A 17,670-nucleotide genomic window follows, 5' to 3' on the forward strand; every position below is an offset into this window, starting at 1 on the left:
ACAAGGGCGGGTGTTTGCGGGCCGTTTTACCGGCAGACAACTGTTTTTTAGAAGCGCTTGTTCAAATCATCTTCGTTGATTTCAAGACTCAAGCCGTTGCTCACCGAGCCCAAATGCTCGGCATCGGTTTCGGAGCCGAGCTTGATCATCAAGCGCAGGTCGTTGGCCGAGTCGGCGTGCAGCAGGGCGTCTTCGTAGGTGATTTCGCCTTGCACGTAGAGGTTGTACAGCGCTTGGTCGAAGGTCTGCATACCGAGGTCTACCGAGCGCTTCATCAAGGGCTTTAGCTCGTGCACTTCGCCTTTGCGGATTAGGTCCGCGGCCAAGGGGGTGTTGAGCAGCACTTCGATCACCGCGCGGCGGCCCTTGCCGTCGGGGGTTGGCACCAACTGCTGGGCGACAATTGCGCGCAGGTTGAGTGACAAATCCATCCACACCTGCGACTGCCGGTCAGCGGGGAAGAAGTGAATGATGCGGTCCAGCGCTTGGTTGGCGTTGTTGGCGTGCAAGGTGGCCAGACACAAGTGACCGGTTTCGGCGAACGCCACCGCGTGGTCCATGGTTTCGCGGGTACGCACCTCGCCGATCATGATCACGTCCGGCGCTTGGCGCAGGGTATTTTTCAGCGCCACCTCAAAGCTGTCGGTATCGATACCCACTTCGCGCTGCGTGACGATGCAGCCCTGGTGCTGGTGGATGTACTCAATCGGGTCTTCGATGGAAATAATGTGGCCCGAGGAGTTCTTGTTGCGGTAGCCGATCATCGCCGCCAGCGAGGTGGACTTACCGGTACCGGTGGCACCGACGAAGATCACCAAGCCACGCTTGGTCATGGCCAGCTTCTTCAGCACTTCTGGCAGTTTCAGCTGTTCCAGCGTAGGGATGTTGGTTTCGATACGACGCAACACCATGCCCACCAAGTTGCGCTGGTAGAAGGCGCTGACGCGGAAACGGCCCACGCCACGCGCGCTGATGGCGAAGTTACATTCGTGGTTCTCGCCGAACTCACGGCGCTGCTGTTCGTTCATCACCCCCAACACCGTTTCACGGGTTTGCTCGGGCGACATGGCCATCTTGGTGATCGGCATGACTTTGCCGTTGACCTTCATCGACGGCGGCACGCCGGCGGTAATAAACAGGTCAGAGCCGCCCTTTTCCACCATCAGGCGTAACAGCTTTTCAAATTCCATCGCTCAACGTCCTTACAGGGATTCGGGGCTCTTGGCCTTTTCTTTGGCGCTGTCGCGGCTGACCAAACCCTTGGCGAGCAAGGTTTTCAGGCAGCTGTCGAGGGTCTGCATGCCGAGCGAACCACCGGTCTGAATCGCCGAGTACATCTGCGCTACTTTGTCTTCGCGGATCAGGTTACGAATCGCCGGTGTACCGATCATGATTTCGTGTGCCGCCACGCGACCACCGCCGATCTTTTTCAGCAGGGTTTGCGAGACCACCGCCTGCAGCGACTCAGACAGCATCGAACGGACCATGGATTTTTCTTCGGCGGGGAATACGTCGACCACGCGGTCGATGGTTTTCGCCGCACTGGTGGTGTGCAGGGTGCCGAACACCAAGTGACCGGTTTCAGCGGCGGTCAGCGCGAGGCGGATGGTTTCCAGGTCACGCATTTCGCCGACCAGAATGATGTCCGGGTCTTCACGCAGCGCTGAGCGCAGGGCCTCGGAGAAGCCCAAAGTATCGCGGTGCACTTCACGCTGGTTGACCAGACACTTCTTCGACTCGTGGACGAATTCGATCGGGTCTTCGATGGTCAGAATATGGTGGTACTTATTGCCGTTGATGTAGTCGAGCATCGCCGCCAGCGTGGTGGACTTGCCCGAACCGGTCGGACCGGTGACCAGCACCAAACCGCGCGGCACGTCACTGATCTTGCGGAACACGTCGCCCATACCGAGGTCTTCCATGCTCAGCACTTTGGAAGGAATGGTACGGAACACCGCGCCGGCGCCGCGGTTTTGGTTAAAGGCGTTAACGCGAAAGCGCGCGACGCCCGGCACTTCAAACGAAAAGTCGGTCTCGAGGAATTCTTCGAAGTCCTTACGCTGCTTATCGTTCATGATGTCGTAAATCAGCGCGTGAACCTGTTTATGCTCTAAGGCAGGCAGGTTGATGCGGCGTACGTCACCGTCAACACGAATCATCGGCGGCAAGCCCGCCGACAGGTGCAAGTCAGACGCGCCCTGTTTGGCACTGAAGGCCAGCAGTTCGGTGATATCCATGAAGCTCCCCAATTATTCTTGCAAGCAGGTAGAATGCGGCTTTGCGGCAGCAGCGGGACAAAAAGTGGAATGCCGATAATGTCCACCATAGCAGACAATATTGCAAACGTACGCCAGCAGATCCGTGAGGCAGCGCAAGCCTCTGGCAGGCCGCCTGAGCAGGTGCAGCTACTGGCCGTGAGCAAAACCAAACCGGCCGGCGCCGTGCGCGAGGCGTTTGCCTGTGCACAGCGCGATTTTGGCGAAAACTACCTGCAAGAAGCGCTGGATAAGCAAGTTGAACTCGCCGACTTGGCCATCACCTGGCACTTCATTGGCCCGATCCAATCCAACAAAACTCGACCGATTGCCGAGCATTTTGCTTGGGTGCACTCGGTGGATCGCTTAAAGATCGCTCAGCGCCTCAGCGCTCAACGCCCAGCACATCTGCCGCCGTTGAATATCTGCCTACAAGTTAACGTCAGTGGCGAAGCCAGCAAATCCGGCTGTAGCGCGGCTGAATTGCCCGCACTGGCGCAGGCAGTTAGCCAACTGCCCAATCTGCGCTTACGCGGTTTGATGGCGATCCCAGAGCCGAGCGACGACCTCGCGTTGCTCCACCAGCGCTTTGCCGCGGTGCGCGAACTACAAGACAGCCTGAACCTTGGCCTCGACACCCTGTCCATGGGCATGAGCCAAGACTTACCGGTCGCCATTGCCGAAGGCGCCACATGGGTGCGCATCGGCACCGCGCTGTTTGGCGCGCGCGACTACTCCTCTAAAGCATAAGGATTCCTCATGAGCACTCCCAACATCGCCTTTATCGGCGGCGGCAACATGGCCAGCAGCTTGATTGGCGGGCTATTGGCCGAAGGTTTTAGCGCCGCACAGATCAGCGCCGGCGACCCCGGACAGGCAACGCGCGAGCGCTTAGAGCAAGCCTTTGCCATCACCACCAGTGCTAATAATGCCGAGATCGTCGCCAATGCCGATGTCGTGGTACTGGCGGTTAAGCCGCAAATCATGAAGAGCGTTTGCCAAGCTTTGGCGCCCAGCCTTAAGCCTGGCCAGCTGATCGTGTCCGTGGCCGCCGGTATCAACTGCGCCAGCCTGGAGCGCTGGCTGGGTGACGTCGCGCTTGTGCGCTGCATGCCCAACACCCCGTCGCTGCGCCGCCAAGGCGTGAGCGGCCTGTACGCCACTGCACGCGCTAGCGCCGAGCAAAAAACGCTGGCCGAACGTTTGCTCAGCGCCGTGGGCATTACTTTATGGCTTGAACAAGAAGCCTTGATCGACGCAGTCATCGCCGTCTCGGGCAGCGGTCCGGCGTATTTCTTCTTATTAATGGAGGCGATGACCAACAGCGGGGAAAAATTAGGCCTGCCGCGTGCCGACGCCGAAAAGCTCGCGCTCTATACTGCCCTCGGTGCAGCCGACATGGCGGTGCACGCCGAGGTTGACGCCGCTGAACTGCGCCGTCGCGTAACCTCGCCCGGCGGCACCACCGAACAAGCCATTTTGACCTTTGAGCAAGGTGGCCTGCGCGACTTAGTCGAGCAAGCGATGAACAACTGCGCCGCCCGCGCGGCCAGCATGGCCAGTGAACTGGGCGAATAACGTTTTAACGCAAAGGAGTTACCCATGGGTTTTGCTGAAGCCTTGGTCTACATCATTCAAACCCTAGGCAGCTTGTACCTGTTCGTGGTGCTGCTGCGGTTTATCCTGCAATTGGTCCGCGCGGACTTCTACAACCCGCTCAGCCAATTCACGGTGAAAGCCACCCAGCCATTACTGAAGCCCCTGCGCCGCGTGATTCCCGGTATCGCCGGGCTAGATCTGTCCTCGCTGGTGCTGGCGATTGCGCTGCAATTGCTGCTGATGGTCATCACCCTAACGCTCTTGGGCTACGGTGTCGGCGGCGTGATTCTGCAGCTACTGGTGTGGTCACTGATCGCCGTCGCTTCGCTGATGCTTAAAGTGTTTTTCTTTGCCCTCATGGGCAGCGTGATCCTGTCGTGGGTTGCTCCCGGCAGCCACAACCCCGCCGCGCAACTAATTAATCAGATTTGCGAGCCATTGCTGGCCCCCTTCCGCAAACTGATGCCCAACCTTGGCGGGCTGGATATTTCACCGATTTTCGCCATTATGGCGATCCATCTGTTTGATCGCTTTGTCCTGGGCAATATCGCCATGAGTACCGCCATGCCCACGCAACTCGCCCCGTTCATGTAATGCCCACACTGAACTGGGATGGCGATGACCTCATCTTGGATTGCCACTTACAGCCACGCGCCAGCCGTGATGAGTTTTGCGGCTGGCACGATGGCCGCATTAAAATCCGCCTCACGGCACCGCCAGTCGACGGTCAAGCCAATACCTTGTTGGTGAAATTCTTGGCCAAGCAATTTGCCGTCAGTAAAAGCTGCGTTAGCTTGATCAGCGGTCAGCAGTCGCGGCAAAAGCGTGTGCGCATTCACGCCCCCAAAGCCCTGCCGGAAGTATTGAAAACGACCGACCAGTCACTTTGATGTGCCACAAGTCGCAGATCACACAAGCGGGTGATTGACCAAACACGGGTCAAGCGCCATAAACAAGGTATTGACGTCAAAATTTGTCTGCCACCTTTGCAGAGAGGAAAGCCCCCGATGAGCATGGAGCGTCTCGGTCAACACGTGGATGATTATCTTGGCTGGAAGCGCGACATTGGCCGGCAGATCACCCGTTACCGCAGCTGGTTGGAACACAACCGCCTGAACAGCCCAGAAATCGAGGCCAAGCTTGACCATGCCTTGCACACGCTGCGTCAAGACCAGCTCACGCTGGCCTTTGTCGGTGAGTACTCGCGCGGCAAAACCGAATTAATTAACAGCCTATTTTTCGCCGACTTTGGTCAACGCATGCTGCCCTCGCAGGCAGGACGCACCACCATGTGCCCGACGGAAATCTTCTACGACCAGCAAAACGAACACCCTTACATCCGCTTGCTGCCGATAGAAACACGCATGACCGAGGCCAACATTGCCCAGTTCAAGCGCATTCCTCGGCACTGGGTGAACATGCCGCTGGACATGGACAACCCTGACAACATGGCCGAGGCGTTTGCCCAAGTTGCACGCACCAAATGCCTGCCCGCCGAGCAAGCCATTGCCCTAGGCTTTGACCCTGACATGCTCGAACCCGCCGACAAGCCCGGGCACGTACAAGTGCCCGCTTGGCGCCATGCGCTGGTCAGCCTAGATCACCCGTTGCTGCGCCGCGGTTTGCGGATTTTGGATACCCCCGGCCTCAACGCGCTTGGCAGCGAGCCCGAGCTAACCCTGTCGATGTTGCCGGCCGCGCAGGCGGTGTTCTTTATGCTCAGCGCCGACACCGGCGTCACCGCCAGCGACATGCAAGTGTGGGAGCAGCACCTACGGCCACTCTTTGATGAAGGGCAAAGCACCCTGTTTGCCGTACTGAATAAGATTGACGTGCTGTGGGATGACCTTGCCGGCGAAGTCTTTGTCGACAACGCCATCCGCTTGGTGCAACAAGCCACCGCGCGCCAGCTCAAGCTAGAGCAACACTGCGTGATGCCGCTGTCCGCCAAGCAGTCATTGCTGGCCAAAGTCCGGAACGACCAAGCCCTGCTAACCCGCAGTAAAATCACCGCGCTGGAAGACCTGCTGTGCGAGCGCATCGTCGCGCAAAAAGAGCAACTGCTGCAGGATCGCGTGGTCAGCCAAGTGCTGCGGCTGGCGCAAAACAGCCAACTCGCGCTGCAACGTCGCGTTGAGCAGCTGGACCAACAGATGGCTCGCTTAAATGACAACAAGCAAGACACCGGCGCCTTGTTGTTTGAGCTGACCGCCAAAGCCAAAGATGAGCACGGCCAACACCATCGTCGCTTGCTGTCGCTGAAAACCAATCAGCGCCTGATCAAGCGTCAGGGCGACTTACTGCAAGCCTCGCTGCAACAAACCGACATCAAGCAACACCTGAACAAGGTGCGTCGCAACCTCAATACCAGCTGGACCACCTTTGGCATCAACCAAGCCATCTTGCATTTTTTCAACAGTGTCGAGACCGACCTGCACAACCTGCAGCATGAAGCCGGCTTAGCCAACAAAATGGTCGCCGCCATCTACAAACGCCACAACGATGAAAACCCACTGACCGCCGAAGACGCGCCCGAACTATGCGTCGCGCGCAGCCTGCGGCAGCTGCGGCAAATCCGCACCCAAGCGGACCGTTTTCGTCTGCAATTAAAAACCCTGCTCACCGAGCAACACACGGTGACGCGCCGCTTCATTAACACCTTGGCGCATGAGGTCTTGCAGCTGCACAGCACCCTGCGCAGCGAAGTCGACTTGTGGGCCCACGAGGCGTTAACGCCCTTGCTGCAACACAACCTGGAGCACAAGCAACTGCTCGAAGGGCACCTGCTGCAACTCAAGCGACTCAGCCAACAAGCCCAGCAAACCCAGCAGCGCAGCACGCAATTAAAACGCTACCTAGGCCTGCTCAACGAGCAACTGGGCATTGCCAGCGATATTCAGCGCCAGCTGCGCCAGCCGGCGCCTTGGCAACGCAAGGGCAAGGTGGTCAACATCGCCTCAGGCCAGGCACGCGCTTAGGGCGCACTCGCCGCCACTGACGCTTAGCCGGCAATAACAAGGGCGGGTTTCCACCTCGGAATACCCGCCCTTTTGCTTTAGACTCTCGGCTTTGTTTGTCCGGAGCCACGCCCCGATGTCCTCATCGCTGCCTGCAGATTGCGTGGGCCTTGTCAGCCCGCAAACCGTGCATTTTGACCAGCCGCTGGCCTTGGCCTGCGGTCGTCAGTTAGACCAGTACGATCTGGTCTACGAAACCTACGGCCAGCTCAATGCCACACGCAGCAATGCGGTGCTGATTTGTCACGCCCTCTCCGGTCATCACCATGCCGCCGGCTATAACAGCCTCGATGAGCGCAAGCCCGGCTGGTGGGACAACGCCATCGGCCCCGGCAAACCGATCGATACCAACAAGTTCTTTGTCGTCAGCCTCAACAACCTCGGCGGCTGCAACGGCTCTACTGGCCCTGCCAGCACTAACCCTGCCACCGGCAAGCCCTACGGCGGTGAGTTTCCGGTGTTGAATGTGGTGGACTGGGTGCACAGCCAAGCGCGACTGGCGGACCTGCTCAACATCAAGGTCTGGGCGGCGGTGATCGGCGGCAGCCTAGGCGGCATGCAAGCGCTGCAATGGAGCATCACCTACCCTGAGCGCGTGCGCAATGCGGTGGTGATCGCTTCAGCGCCCAAGCTATCGGCACAAAATATCGCCTTCAACGAAGTCGCACGACAGGCGATTTTGTCCGACCCCGAATACCACGGCGGCCAGTTTTATGCGCACAACGTGGTGCCGAAGCGCGGCTTGATGCTGGCGCGCATGGTCGGCCACATCACTTATTTGTCTGACGCGGCGATGGGCAGCAAGTTTGGTCGCGAGCTAAAAACCGATCACCTCAACTACGACTTTCACAGCGTCGAATTTCAAGTCGAAAGCTATCTGCGTTATCAAGGCGAAGAGTTTTCCGGCCGCTTTGACGCCAATACTTATGTGCTCATGACCAAGGCGCTCGACTACTTCGACCCTGCCGCCGCGTTTAATGACGACTTAAGCCTCGCGATGGCGCAAGCCCAAGCAAACTTCTTGGTGGTGTCGTTCACCACCGATTGGCGTTTTTCCCCCGAGCGCTCGCGTGAGATCGTCGATGCGCTGCTTGAGGCGCGTAAAAGTGTCAGCTACCTCGAAGTGGACGCCCCACAAGGCCACGATGCCTTCCTGCTGCCGATTGAGCGCTACTTCACCGCCCTGCGCGGCTACCTCAACCGTATCGACTGCTAAGGGATGACCATGCGCGCTGATCTCGACATTATTCAGGACTGGATCCCTCAAGGCAGCCGAGTGCTCGACTTAGGCTGCGGCAGCGGCGAGCTGCTCGACTACCTCACGCAGCACAAAGGCGTGCAAGGCTACGGGCTGGAAATCGACCCCGACAACATTGCCACCTGCGTCAGCAAGGGCCTCAATGTGATCGAGCAAAACCTCGACTTAGGCCTAACCAATCTGGCCACCGGCAGCTTTGATGTCGTGGTGATGACCCAGTCACTGCAAGCCTTGAAGTACCCCGACAAAGTGCTGGCCGAAATGCTGCGCGTGGGTAAAACCTGCATCATCACCTTCCCAAACTTTGGCCACTGGCGCTGCCGCTGGTACTTGGCCAGCAAAGGCCGCATGCCGGTGTCCGACTTTCTGCCGTACACCTGGTACAACACGCCCAACATCCACTTCTGCACCTTTCGCGACTTCGAGGCGCTGTGCCACAAATCCCAGCTCACCATTCTCGACCGCCTGGCCGTCGACCGCCTGCACCGCGACAGCATGCTGACCAGCCTTTGGCCTAATCTATTAGGTGAGATTGGTATTTACCGCGTCACGCGGTAAGCCTACGGAGGATCACACCATGAAAGCCTTACTTCAGTTACTCTGCGCCGCCAGCATCAGCCTGTTAGCCCTAGGCGCCAGCGCCGAGCAAGCCAAGCAATTGGGCGATTTGAAGGTGCATTACAGCGCATTTAATTCGACCTTTTTACAGCCTGAGATTGCCGCCGCCAGCGGCCTAGTCCGTGGCAAGCAAACCGGTGTACTCAATATCGCCGTACAAAAAGAGGCCAAGCCGGTGGCTGGGATCATCAGTGGCGAAGTAAAGAACCTACTGAGCCAAGTGCAGCCATTAACCTTCAAAGAAATCCGCGAAGGTGAAGCCCTGTATTACCTTGCCCAGTTCACTTTTGATAAGCGTGAGACCTTGAGTTTCACCGTGCGTGTACAAGGTATCGGGGATGATGCCGTGCAACAGTTCACCTTTACCCAAGAGTTCTTTGCCGCCGAATGAACACTCTCAAAGAACTGGTATTAGCCAGCCATAACGCCGGCAAATTACGCGAACTACAAGCCATGCTCGGTGAGCATATCCGCGTGCGCTCGATCAGCGAGTTCAGCGATCACGCGCCCGAAGAAACCGGTCTGTCGTTTATCGAAAACGCCCTGATCAAGGCACGCCATGCGGCGCAAGTCTCTGGCCTGCCAGCGCTGGCCGATGATTCCGGATTGGCGGTGGATGCCTTAGGCGGTGCGCCCGGCATTTACTCGGCACGCTATGCCGGTGATGGCGGCGATGCGGCTAACAACGCCAAACTGCTTGAAGCACTGCGCGACACCCCAGACGCCGAGCGCGGCGCGCAGTTCATTTGCGCGCTGGCCTTGGTGCAGCACGCCAGCGACCCGGTACCGTTGGTGTGCGTTGGCCAATGGCGCGGCCGCATCCTGCGCGAGGTGCGCGGCAGCAATGGTTTTGGCTATGACCCGCTGTTCTGGCTTGAGCAGCAGCAATGCGCCAGCGCCGAGCTCAGCCCTGAACAAAAAAACCAGTTGAGCCATCGCGCCCGCGCCATGGCGCAACTGAAACAACAGCTCGGCGTATGAGCGCACTCTTCAGCGGCTTGCCGCCGCTGGCTTTGTACATCCATGTGCCGTGGTGTGTGCGCAAGTGTCCGTACTGCGACTTTAATTCGCACGCGGCCGGCGAGCAGCTGCCCGAGCAAGCGTATGTGGAGGCGCTGCTGGCCGACTTGCGCGAAGAGCTGCCCGCCGCCCACGGCCGCCCCATCCGCTCGATATTCATCGGCGGTGGCACGCCGAGCCTGTTCAGCGCGGCGGCATACCAACGCTTATTTAGCGGCGTACGCGAGCTGATCGAGTTGTCCCCCGACTGTGAAATCACCCTCGAAGCCAATCCCGGCACCTTTGAGCAGGCCAAGTTCGCCGCTTACCGTGAGCTGGGGATCAATCGACTCTCACTTGGCATTCAAAGCTTTGCCCCAGCCCAGCTGCAGGCCTTAGGCCGCATCCATGGCCGCGACGAAGCGCTTAGCGCCGCCAGCCAAGCGCGCGCAGCAGGCTTTGATAATTTCAACCTCGATCTGATGCATGGCCTGCCGGGACAAACGCTGGATGAAGCCTTGGCCGACTTAGCCCAAGCCATCGACCTTAAGCCGACCCACCTGTCGTGGTATCAGCTCACCATCGAGCCCAACACCGAATACTGGAGCAAGCCGCCGCGCCTGCCCGAAGACGAAACCTTGTGGGATATCCAAGAGCACGGTCAGGCCCTGCTCGCGCAGCACGGTTATCAGCAATACGAAACCTCCGCCTACGCGCAACCGCAGCGCGAGGCGCGGCATAACCTCAACTATTGGCAGTTCGGCGACTTTATTGGCATTGGCGCCGGTGCTCACGGCAAACTCAGCCACATCCACGCCGACGGTACTTGGCAGATCCAGCGACGCTGGAAAACCCGCACACCGAAAGACTATTTGACCGCCAGCAAGCCTTTCTGCGCCGGCAAGCAAGTCATCAGCGCTGACGAGTTAGCGTTCGAATTCATGATGAATGCGCTGCGCCTGACCCAAGGCGTGCCCAGCGCGCTGTACGCCGCCCGCTGCGGACAAACGCTGGATACGCTGCAAGTCACCCTTAACACCTTGCGCCAACGCGGCCTGCTGGTTGAGGATGAGCAACGCCTGTGCGCCAGCGCGCAAGGGCAGATGTTTCTCAATGACCTGCTGCAAGCTTTTCTCCCAGACTGACGCACTAAGGAGCTTTTGTGGACCTTCTGCTTGACCTGCTCGCCACGCTTTCGCGCTGGAGCCGTGGCCATTTGTACGACATCTCATTGGCGATCATGGCCACCTTATTTGTGCTGTTTGGCCCCGCGATCAATGACAGCGTGCGCCGCGCCATCAGCAGCTGGAACTTTATCCTGCGCACGCTGGCCTTTGTCTTGGTGTGTGCCATCGGCTACGGCTTGGCGATTATTTTTCTCACCCCGTGGCTGGCGCAGGCATTGGCGCACTTCAACAACTACACCTTAGCGCCGGTGTTATTGCTGGTGTTCTTCTTGATTGGCGTGCTGGCCGATCGCGGCTGAAACAAAGAGTCGTTATTTTTGGCGCGGCCTACTGATCCGCTGAGCTATGGTTAGGCGCACCGCTTAAGGGATGTGAACACCATGATCGACCAGCCGATTCGCCACTTGTACCTGTACTTCAACGATGGCCAACGCCTAGCCCTCAGCTATCCGCAGCAGGACGGTGACACCAGCGAGCTTAGCCGCCGCATGCAGGCCGCCCTCAGCGCCCCGTTTCTTAGCTTAGAAGTCGACGGCGACTTACTGCTGATACCGCGCGAAAGCATCAAATACATTCAAGTGTGCCCGCTGCCGCATGCTGATCTACCGGCTGGCACATTGCTAGGCGCGCAGATGCTGGATTAATCAGCCATTAAAAAACCGAGCGCGAAGCTCGGTTTTTTAATGCATAGAAGGTTTAACGGCCTTCGCGACGCAACGCCGACGAGGTGAAGTCGCGCGGGGTTAAGTCTGCATTGAAGTTGTACATCTTTTCGTTGTTATCCAAACCGTCAACCAAGAAGCGCTGACCCTTGAAGTCGTAGGTGACTTCCAAGGTGCTGGTCACCAACGGCACTTCGTAATAGTTGATCGGGTGCACTTCTTGCGCACCGACCAGCTTTTGGCCGTCTTCGTCGTACAAATCAACCGCCAAGATCTGCCAGCTGTCTTCATCTAAATAGAAACGACGCTTGCCATGCACATGGCTGTGACCCGCACGCAAGGCAGCCTCAACCACCCACACGCGGTGCAGTTCATAACGCAGCAGGCTGTCATTAACGTGGTTACGCTGCACGATATCGTCGTACTTCAAACCCTTTTGGTGCACCTTGTAGCTGTTGTAGGGCACGAGCATTTCCTGCTTACCCAACAGCGTCCATTCGTACTTGTCCGGCGCGCCGTTATAGACGTCCACGGTGTCGGCCAAGCCGATGCCGTTGGTGTCCGGTTGCAGCGAGTCATACGCCAGCTTGGGCAAGCGGCGCACACGGCGCTGGCCGACGTCATAGCGCCAGGCTTTACGGATGGCGAGAACCTGGTCCATCGGCTCTTGCACCACCAACGCGCTACCCGCAATTTTCGCCGGCGCGGTAATGCGGTACTTGTAATAGAACAAGGTGTTATCGAGGTCAGCCGGAGTCATCCCCTCACGACCATAGAAGAAGTAAGCAAAACGCTCTTGGCGCTGCAAGTTGAAGTCACCGTTTGGCAATACCGCCGCCATATTGGTATTCATCTCAAAACTTTCGCCGCGATAGCGCATGATGTGGTTCCAAATCACCTCAAGGCCATCTTGCGGGATCGGAAACGGCACACCCGACGCCACGCCCTGCACACCATTGCCGTTAGCGATCAGCTCGCCTTGGGTCGCGTTGTAGCGCGTCGCATCGTAGATCCGCTGCGGCGCAGAGGCACTGCGGCGCGTCGGGTACACGCGCATTTTGTACTGCGGATTGTCTTTGAGCAGCTGCTGCAAACCCAGCGGCACGCGGGCGGCATGCGCGGCAAGGCCCGCGGCGTCCACTTCAAACAAGGGCGCATCAGCTGCGTAAGGATCGGGGTGATGGTCGCCAGCGTTGTAGCCGGCTGGTGGCGTCGCAATACCGCCGTCCCAAGCGGGAATCGAGCCATCGGCGTTACCGGCTTTCTCGCCACCTAGCGGGGTTAAATCTTGGCCTAAGCGTTGGGCTTGGCCTTCATCGACTTTAGCGTGTACGGACAAGGCTAGGGTCAAGCTAGCCGCTGCAAAAACCACTCGTTTTAACACTGCAATCTCCCTCGATTATCGGGTCACCGCGGCCCTTTGTTGCGCTGTTTTTGCGCTATTTGTCACTCTCTTGGCGGGCTCGGGTGTCTAGCGTTTTAGGTGAGGGCCTTCCTGGCGCCGGCTACAACATGACGGGTCATGCCGTGCGGGTCTTGTCCGAACGAATCATTCGCTGCGGGTAAACTTTAAATCCCACACGCCATGGCCTAGTCGCTCACCGCGTGCTTCAAACTTGGTTAACGGCCGCTCGGCTGGGCGCTCGATATACGCGCCATCCGCCGCCTGATTAGTGTAGCCCTTGGCAGCGCTAAGCACCTCTAACATATGCTCGGCGTATTGTTGCCAATCAGTCGCCATATGCAGTACGCCACCGACTTTGAGCTTACGCCGCACCAGCTCCGCAAAGGCCGGCTGCACAATGCGCCGCTTGTGGTGACGGCTTTTGTGCCACGGATCGGGGAAGAACAACATCAGGCGCTCCAGACTGCCATCGGGAATGCAGTGCTCCAACACGGCGATGGCGTCTTCATTGTAGACCCGCAGATTGTCCACGCCCTCAGCCAGGGCGCTGGCCAGCAAAGCCCCCACCCCCGGCTTATGCACTTCCACGCCAATAAAGGCCTGCTCAGGTGCCGCTTTAGCCATGGTCAGTAGCGACTGCCCCATGCCAAAGCCGATCTCGAAGGTCAGCGGCTTGTCGCCAAACAACGCCTGCAGATCAAGCCGTCCCTCGGCCACGGTCAAGCCAAAGCGCGGCCAACCTTCTTCAATGCCGCGGGTTTGCCCAGGCGTCATGCGGCCTTGGCGCAGCACAAAACTGCGGATGCTGCGGCGCGGCTTGTCATCGGCCGCGTGGGTGTTCGCCTCAGGCTTATCGTGTTCTTGGTTCATACGGTTCTCAGCGAATCAGGCCATCCAGCGGTGATGAAGCTTGCGCGTACAGCTTGCGCGGCATGCGGCCAGCCAAATACGCCTGACGACCAGCAATGATCGCGTGCTTCATGGCTTGAGCCATCAACACTGGCTGCTGTGCATGGGCAATGGCGGTGTTCATTAACACGGCGGCACAGCCCAACTCCATCGCAATCGTGGCGTCAGAGGCCGTACCTACGCCGGCGTCCACCAGCACCGGCACCTGCGCTTCTTCCAAAATAATGCGCAGGTTATACGGATTGCAGATGCCCAAGCCGGAGCCAATCAAGCCGGCCAGCGGCATCACCGCCACGCAGCCCATGTCGGCTAACTGGCGTGCAATGATCGGATCATCACTGGTGTAAACCATCACCTTGAAGCCGTCTTTGATCAGCACTTCGGCGGCTTTCAGGGTTTCCACCACATTGGGGAACAAGGTCTTCTGATCAGCCAAGACTTCCAGCTTGACCAGATCGTGGCCGTCCAGCAGCTCCCGCGCCAAACGGCAGGTGCGCACCGCTTCTTCCGCGTTATAGCAACCGGCGGTGTTGGGCAGAATGGTGTACTTCTCGGGACTAATCACGTCGAGCAGATTGGGCTCATCGGGATTTTGTCCGATATTGGTACGACGCACGGCGACCGTGACGATTTGAGCGCCAGAGGCCTCAATCGCGGCCTGCGTTTCGGCCATGTCCTTGTATTTGCCCGTACCCACCAGCAAACGCGACTCGAAGCTGCGGCCGGCAATGATTAAAGGAGCATCGGGAGGTGTGGTTAAAGAAGCCGAAGTCATACAGTCACCTGTGTTAGCCGCCACCAATGGCATGCACCACTTCCACCTGATCGCCGTCGGCAAGCAAGGTGGTAGCGTGCGCACTGCGCGGGACGATTTCCTGATTGAGCTCGACAGCCACACGCTTGCCTGTCAACGCCAGTTGCGTCAGCAACTCAGCAACGCTCAGCGCTTGCGCGAGCGTATGGGGCTGACCGTTCAAGGTGATCTGCATCGGGCACGACCGGTTGACGAAAAGGGCGCCCATTCTAGCCCGAAGGCCGAGTTAGACCAAAGGGCCGCGACCAATGCCACGGGCGTGATAAAACAGCGCCGCCCAACCGGCCAAGAACGCTACCCCGCCCAAAGGCGTGATCATGCCCAGCGCACTCAACCCGCTCACGCTCAGCGCATAGAGACTGCCGCTAAACAGCACCATGCCCACGACAAACAGCCACGCCGCGACACGCAGCGCGCGGCTAACGCCTTGCCCTGCCAACAGCCCCACGGCGAGCAACGCCAGCGCATGCACCATTTGATAGTGCACCCCCGTTTGAAAGACCTCCAACAGGCGCGCACTGAGCTGTGCTTTCAGCCCGTGTGCGGCAAAGGCGCCTAAGCCTACCGCGCTGAAGCCCGCTATCGCCGCCACCTGCAAGACCCACCGCTGCATGCCAGACACTCCACAGACACCTTGATTAAGCCCGCTATAATGCCAGCTCTTTCGCCACTGATCGAAGCAGGTTCATGTTCCGTCGCCTACTGCGTTTACTCAGCAAAACCGTGTTGCTCTTGATGCTCGCCAGCGCGGCGCTGGTCCTGAGCCTGCGCTGGATTGATCCACCCGGCAGCCTATTGATGGTGGAACGCAGCCTTGAGGCGCAGCAAGCCGGTCAATCCTTGCACCTGCAACGCCAATGGCGCGATGCAGACGAACTGCCCGACAGCTTAAAAATAGCGGTGATCGCCGGTGAAGATCAGCGCTTTAAGCAGCACTGGGGCTTTGACCTCGACGCGATTGCGGCTGCTGTGCAACACAACGCCCAAGGCGGCAGCGTGCGCGGCGCCAGCACGCTAAGCCAACAGCTGGCGAAGAACCTGTTTCTGTGGTCTGGTCGCAGCTGGCCGCGCAAAGCGCTGGAGGCTTGGTTCACCGTGCTGCTAGAAACCTTGCTGCCCAAGCCGCGGATTCTCGAGCTGTACTTGAATACCGTGGAGTGGGGCAACGGTGTCTTTGGCGCGGAGGCCGCCGCCCGAGCGCATTTTGGCATCGGCGCGCCGTACCTTTCGGCACCACAAAGCAATCTGCTGGCGGCTATTTTGCCAAACCCGCGCGAGCGCTCGGCGGCTCGCCCCAGCGCACCCACGGCGCGGCGCGCCCTGTGGATACACCAACAAAGCCGGCAACTCGGCGGACGGCATTATCTCGATCAACTCGAGCGGCCACGCTTCAACTGGCAGCCATACTTGCCGCACTGGGCACCCGACTGGCTTAAGGATTAAGCTCGGCCGGTGCGACAAACCGCAGCAAACGCACGCTGTCACCCTGCAAGCGCGCCGTCAGCCCTCGCGCGGGGTAAACCCATGCCTCTTCATCGCCCAGCGGCAATTTGAGCTTAGCGGTACCAAAGTGGCCGACCAACTGGCTCACGTCAGGCTCAAACTCAGAGCGCACATTCAGCGCCGCCACCGGATGCGCCCCCAACTGCTCGGCCAAGGCCGCACTTAATGGCTCCGCTGGCTGCCCCTGCTTAACCCCCGTGGCCGCGGCGAGGCTTTGCCGCTCACTCACAGGCAGTGCCAGCTCGGCAACCAGCGACCAGCGCTGCCCATCGCCTTCCCAGTCGCTATGCCACGTCAGCACAGCGCCTTCTAAGCTCGCCTCCACCCACAAATCGCCCGGCAGTACTGCGCGCACTTGCGCCAGCGTCAGGCGCTGCGCCGCCAAATCTGGCAGCAGGGCTTCAACCGACTGCAAACCCGCCAGATCCGGCTCTTCTTTGAACTGCGATAACCACACGCCGAAAAAGAAACCCGCCAGCGTGAGCAAGGCAATCAGTGCGTAGTGCTTGGGCCGCAAAAACATAAGACGCTCATTTTCTTCAGGGCAAACAAAAGCCGCACCCTAAGGTGCGGCTACGGGGATCGCTTAAGCGACTAACTGGCCTTTGAGCTTATTCAGCGCGTTCTTTTCCAGTTGTCGAATTCGTTCGGCCGACACTTGGTAGCGCGCGGCGAGCTCATGCAAGGTGGATTTTTCTTCCGCCAACCAGCGCTGATACAGGATGTCGCGACTGCGCTCGTCGAGGCCTTCTAGGGCCGCGTGCAGGTTACTGTTGGCGTTATCCGTCCAGTCGGCTTCTTCCAGCTGCATGGCCGGATCCGCACTGTGGTCTTCGAGGTAATACGCCGGGGCGTAAGCAGCGCTGTCGTCATCGGCATCGCTCGGCGCATCGAACGCCATGTCGTGGCCGGACAGACGCGACTCCATCTCGCGCACATCGCGCACTTCAACGCCCAAGTCACTCGCCACGGCACTGGCTTCGGTGTTGTTCAACCAGCCCAAACCTTTCTTGGCGCGGCGCAGATTGAAGAACAGCTTGCGCTGCGCTTTGGTGGTGGCGACTTTGACGATGCGCCAGTTGCGCAAAATAAACTCGTGGATTTCCGCCTTGATCCAGTGCACAGCAAAGGACACCAAGCGCACGCCCATCTCTGGATTGAAACGCTTGACCGCCTTCATCAGGCCGACGTTGCCTTCTTGCACTAAGTCAGACTGGGCCAAGCCATAGCCTGAATAGCTGCGGGCAATGTGCACCACAAAACGCAGGTGCGACATCACCAATTGGCGGGCGGCATCGAGGTCTTGCTCGTAATAGAGGCGATCAGCCAGCTCACGCTCCTGCTCCGCAGACAGCAAGGCAATGCTGTTAACGGTCGATACATAGGCCTCAAGATTGGCTCCCGGGACTAAGTTATAAACAGGTTGTAAGGCGGTGGTCATAAA

22 protein-coding genes are annotated in these 17,670 nt (G+C 58.8%); 13 read left to right on the forward strand and 9 right to left on the reverse strand.

The window, feature by feature from the left end:
• Window positions 1-47: 47 nt before the first annotated feature.
• Window positions 48-1,190, reverse strand: a complete 1,143-nt coding sequence (locus MKI83_RS14795) for a PilT/PilU family type 4a pilus ATPase (RefSeq protein ID WP_241587935.1) — start codon at window positions 1,188-1,190, stop codon at window positions 48-50.
• Window positions 1,191-1,202: 12 nt separating this feature from the next.
• Window positions 1,203-2,237: a type IV pilus twitching motility protein PilT gene (locus tag MKI83_RS14800; RefSeq protein WP_241587938.1), complete on the reverse strand. Its 1,035-nt coding sequence runs from the start codon at window positions 2,235-2,237 to the stop codon at window positions 1,203-1,205.
• A 78-nt stretch (window positions 2,238-2,315) separates the two neighbouring features.
• On the opposite strand from MKI83_RS14800, the gene MKI83_RS14805 reads away from it, so the two are divergent.
• From MKI83_RS14805 to MKI83_RS14860, 12 genes are all read left to right on the forward strand, one after another.
• Window positions 2,316-3,005 (forward strand): YggS family pyridoxal phosphate-dependent enzyme, encoded by a 690-nt coding sequence (locus tag MKI83_RS14805; protein WP_241587941.1) that lies wholly within the window; start codon window positions 2,316-2,318, stop codon window positions 3,003-3,005.
• A gap of 9 nt (window positions 3,006-3,014) precedes the next feature.
• On the forward strand, window positions 3,015-3,833 hold the full coding sequence (gene proC, locus MKI83_RS14810; protein WP_241587944.1) for a pyrroline-5-carboxylate reductase: 819 nt from the start codon (window positions 3,015-3,017) through the stop codon (window positions 3,831-3,833).
• 24 nt (window positions 3,834-3,857) lie between these two features.
• Window positions 3,858-4,448 (forward strand): YggT family protein, encoded by a 591-nt coding sequence (locus MKI83_RS14815; protein WP_241587946.1) that lies wholly within the window; start codon window positions 3,858-3,860, stop codon window positions 4,446-4,448.
• Window positions 4,448-4,744, forward strand: a complete 297-nt coding sequence (locus tag MKI83_RS14820; protein ID WP_241587949.1) for a DUF167 family protein — start codon at window positions 4,448-4,450, stop codon at window positions 4,742-4,744. The genes MKI83_RS14815 and MKI83_RS14820 overlap by 1 nt, the downstream gene beginning before the upstream one ends.
• Before the next feature lie 117 nt (window positions 4,745-4,861).
• On the forward strand, window positions 4,862-6,832 hold the full coding sequence (locus MKI83_RS14825; RefSeq protein ID WP_241587952.1) for a dynamin family protein: 1,971 nt from the start codon (window positions 4,862-4,864) through the stop codon (window positions 6,830-6,832).
• Window positions 6,833-6,947: 115 nt separating this feature from the next.
• Window positions 6,948-8,087, forward strand: coding sequence for a homoserine O-succinyltransferase MetX (gene metX, locus MKI83_RS14830; protein WP_241587956.1), 1,140 nt, complete (start codon window positions 6,948-6,950; stop codon window positions 8,085-8,087).
• A gap of 9 nt (window positions 8,088-8,096) precedes the next feature.
• Entirely contained in the window at window positions 8,097-8,687 is a 591-nt protein-coding gene (metW, locus tag MKI83_RS14835) for a methionine biosynthesis protein MetW (protein WP_241587958.1), read from the forward strand.
• A 19-nt stretch (window positions 8,688-8,706) separates the two neighbouring features.
• Window positions 8,707-9,138, forward strand: coding sequence for a DUF4426 domain-containing protein (locus MKI83_RS14840; RefSeq protein WP_241587961.1), 432 nt, complete (start codon window positions 8,707-8,709; stop codon window positions 9,136-9,138).
• Entirely contained in the window at window positions 9,135-9,728 is a 594-nt protein-coding gene (gene rdgB / locus MKI83_RS14845) for an RdgB/HAM1 family non-canonical purine NTP pyrophosphatase (RefSeq protein WP_241587963.1), read from the forward strand. Before MKI83_RS14840 ends, rdgB begins: the two co-directional genes overlap by 4 nt.
• Entirely contained in the window at window positions 9,725-10,891 is a 1,167-nt protein-coding gene (gene hemW, locus MKI83_RS14850) for a radical SAM family heme chaperone HemW (RefSeq protein WP_241587965.1), read from the forward strand. The genes rdgB and hemW overlap by 4 nt, the downstream gene beginning before the upstream one ends.
• Before the next feature lie 17 nt (window positions 10,892-10,908).
• Window positions 10,909-11,232, forward strand: a complete 324-nt coding sequence (locus MKI83_RS14855; protein WP_241587967.1) for a DUF3392 domain-containing protein — start codon at window positions 10,909-10,911, stop codon at window positions 11,230-11,232.
• 81 nt (window positions 11,233-11,313) lie between these two features.
• Complete coding sequence (locus tag MKI83_RS14860; protein ID WP_241587969.1) at window positions 11,314-11,577, forward strand: hypothetical protein; 264 nt, start codon at window positions 11,314-11,316, stop codon at window positions 11,575-11,577.
• 52 nt (window positions 11,578-11,629) lie between these two features.
• On the opposite strand, the gene MKI83_RS14865 is transcribed toward MKI83_RS14860, so the two are convergent.
• The 5 genes from MKI83_RS14865 to MKI83_RS14885 all read right to left on the reverse strand — a co-directional run bounded on the left by MKI83_RS14865 (window position 11,630) and on the right by MKI83_RS14885 (window position 15,336).
• Complete coding sequence (locus MKI83_RS14865) at window positions 11,630-12,979, reverse strand: DUF1329 domain-containing protein (RefSeq protein ID WP_241587972.1); 1,350 nt, start codon at window positions 12,977-12,979, stop codon at window positions 11,630-11,632.
• A 165-nt stretch (window positions 12,980-13,144) separates the two neighbouring features.
• The gene (gene trmB, locus MKI83_RS14870; RefSeq protein WP_241587975.1) at window positions 13,145-13,870 is read right to left on the reverse strand and encodes a tRNA (guanosine(46)-N7)-methyltransferase TrmB; all 726 of its coding nucleotides are present in this window, start codon (window positions 13,868-13,870) and stop codon (window positions 13,145-13,147) included.
• A gap of 7 nt (window positions 13,871-13,877) precedes the next feature.
• Window positions 13,878-14,684 carry a thiazole synthase gene (locus MKI83_RS14875; protein WP_241587976.1) on the reverse strand — a complete coding sequence of 269 codons (807 nt, stop codon included), beginning with the start codon at window positions 14,682-14,684 and terminating at the stop codon, window positions 13,878-13,880.
• Between the two features lie 13 nt (window positions 14,685-14,697).
• Window positions 14,698-14,898: a sulfur carrier protein ThiS gene (thiS, locus tag MKI83_RS14880; RefSeq protein WP_241587977.1), complete on the reverse strand. Its 201-nt coding sequence runs from the start codon at window positions 14,896-14,898 to the stop codon at window positions 14,698-14,700.
• Between the two features lie 51 nt (window positions 14,899-14,949).
• Complete coding sequence (locus MKI83_RS14885) at window positions 14,950-15,336, reverse strand: DUF423 domain-containing protein (RefSeq protein ID WP_241587978.1); 387 nt, start codon at window positions 15,334-15,336, stop codon at window positions 14,950-14,952.
• A 74-nt stretch (window positions 15,337-15,410) separates the two neighbouring features.
• Here MKI83_RS14885 and mtgA point away from each other — a divergent pair, with 74 nt between their 5' ends.
• The gene (gene mtgA / locus MKI83_RS14890; protein WP_241587979.1) at window positions 15,411-16,166 is read left to right on the forward strand and encodes a monofunctional biosynthetic peptidoglycan transglycosylase; all 756 of its coding nucleotides are present in this window, start codon (window positions 15,411-15,413) and stop codon (window positions 16,164-16,166) included.
• Here the strand turns inward: mtgA and MKI83_RS14895 are convergent.
• Together MKI83_RS14895 and rpoH are read right to left on the reverse strand one after the other, a co-directional pair.
• Window positions 16,156-16,749, reverse strand: a complete 594-nt coding sequence (locus MKI83_RS14895) for a hypothetical protein (RefSeq protein ID WP_241587980.1) — start codon at window positions 16,747-16,749, stop codon at window positions 16,156-16,158. The genes mtgA and MKI83_RS14895 overlap by 11 nt on opposite strands.
• Window positions 16,750-16,812: 63 nt before the next feature.
• Window positions 16,813-17,667, reverse strand: coding sequence for an RNA polymerase sigma factor RpoH (gene rpoH / locus MKI83_RS14900; protein WP_241587981.1), 855 nt, complete (start codon window positions 17,665-17,667; stop codon window positions 16,813-16,815).
• Between the last annotated feature and the right edge of the window lie 3 nt (window positions 17,668-17,670).

Origin of the sequence: Atopomonas sediminilitoris, from assembly GCF_022601735.1 — a bacterium.
GTDB lineage: Bacteria > Pseudomonadota > Gammaproteobacteria > Pseudomonadales > Pseudomonadaceae > Atopomonas > Atopomonas sediminilitoris.

Bases quoted from the DNA above. Each gene is read 5' to 3' on its own strand.
- MKI83_RS14795 (WP_241587935.1), bottom strand. From the start codon at position 1,190: ATGGAATTTGAAAAGCTGTTACGCCTGATGGTGGAAAAGGGCGGCTCT.
- MKI83_RS14800 (WP_241587938.1), bottom strand. From the start codon at position 2,237: ATGGATATCACCGAACTGCTGGCCTTCAGTGCCAAACAGGGCGCGTCT.
- MKI83_RS14805 (WP_241587941.1), top strand. From the start codon at position 2,316: ATGTCCACCATAGCAGACAATATTGCAAACGTACGCCAGCAGATCCGT.
- proC (WP_241587944.1), top strand. From the start codon at position 3,015: ATGAGCACTCCCAACATCGCCTTTATCGGCGGCGGCAACATGGCCAGC.
- MKI83_RS14815 (WP_241587946.1), top strand. From the start codon at position 3,858: ATGGGTTTTGCTGAAGCCTTGGTCTACATCATTCAAACCCTAGGCAGC.
- MKI83_RS14820 (WP_241587949.1), top strand. From the start codon at position 4,448: ATGCCCACACTGAACTGGGATGGCGATGACCTCATCTTGGATTGCCAC.
- MKI83_RS14825 (WP_241587952.1), top strand. From the start codon at position 4,862: ATGAGCATGGAGCGTCTCGGTCAACACGTGGATGATTATCTTGGCTGG.
- metX (WP_241587956.1), top strand. From the start codon at position 6,948: ATGTCCTCATCGCTGCCTGCAGATTGCGTGGGCCTTGTCAGCCCGCAA.
- metW (WP_241587958.1), top strand. From the start codon at position 8,097: ATGCGCGCTGATCTCGACATTATTCAGGACTGGATCCCTCAAGGCAGC.
- MKI83_RS14840 (WP_241587961.1), top strand. From the start codon at position 8,707: ATGAAAGCCTTACTTCAGTTACTCTGCGCCGCCAGCATCAGCCTGTTA.
- rdgB (WP_241587963.1), top strand. From the start codon at position 9,135: ATGAACACTCTCAAAGAACTGGTATTAGCCAGCCATAACGCCGGCAAA.
- hemW (WP_241587965.1), top strand. From the start codon at position 9,725: ATGAGCGCACTCTTCAGCGGCTTGCCGCCGCTGGCTTTGTACATCCAT.
- MKI83_RS14860 (WP_241587969.1), top strand. From the start codon at position 11,314: ATGATCGACCAGCCGATTCGCCACTTGTACCTGTACTTCAACGATGGC.
- trmB (WP_241587975.1), bottom strand. From the start codon at position 13,870: ATGAACCAAGAACACGATAAGCCTGAGGCGAACACCCACGCGGCCGAT.
- MKI83_RS14875 (WP_241587976.1), bottom strand. From the start codon at position 14,684: ATGACTTCGGCTTCTTTAACCACACCTCCCGATGCTCCTTTAATCATT.
- thiS (WP_241587977.1), bottom strand. From the start codon at position 14,898: ATGCAGATCACCTTGAACGGTCAGCCCCATACGCTCGCGCAAGCGCTG.
- MKI83_RS14885 (WP_241587978.1), bottom strand. From the start codon at position 15,336: ATGCAGCGGTGGGTCTTGCAGGTGGCGGCGATAGCGGGCTTCAGCGCG.
- mtgA (WP_241587979.1), top strand. From the start codon at position 15,411: ATGTTCCGTCGCCTACTGCGTTTACTCAGCAAAACCGTGTTGCTCTTG.
- MKI83_RS14895 (WP_241587980.1), bottom strand. From the start codon at position 16,749: ATGTTTTTGCGGCCCAAGCACTACGCACTGATTGCCTTGCTCACGCTG.
- rpoH (WP_241587981.1), bottom strand. From the start codon at position 17,667: ATGACCACCGCCTTACAACCTGTTTATAACTTAGTCCCGGGAGCCAAT.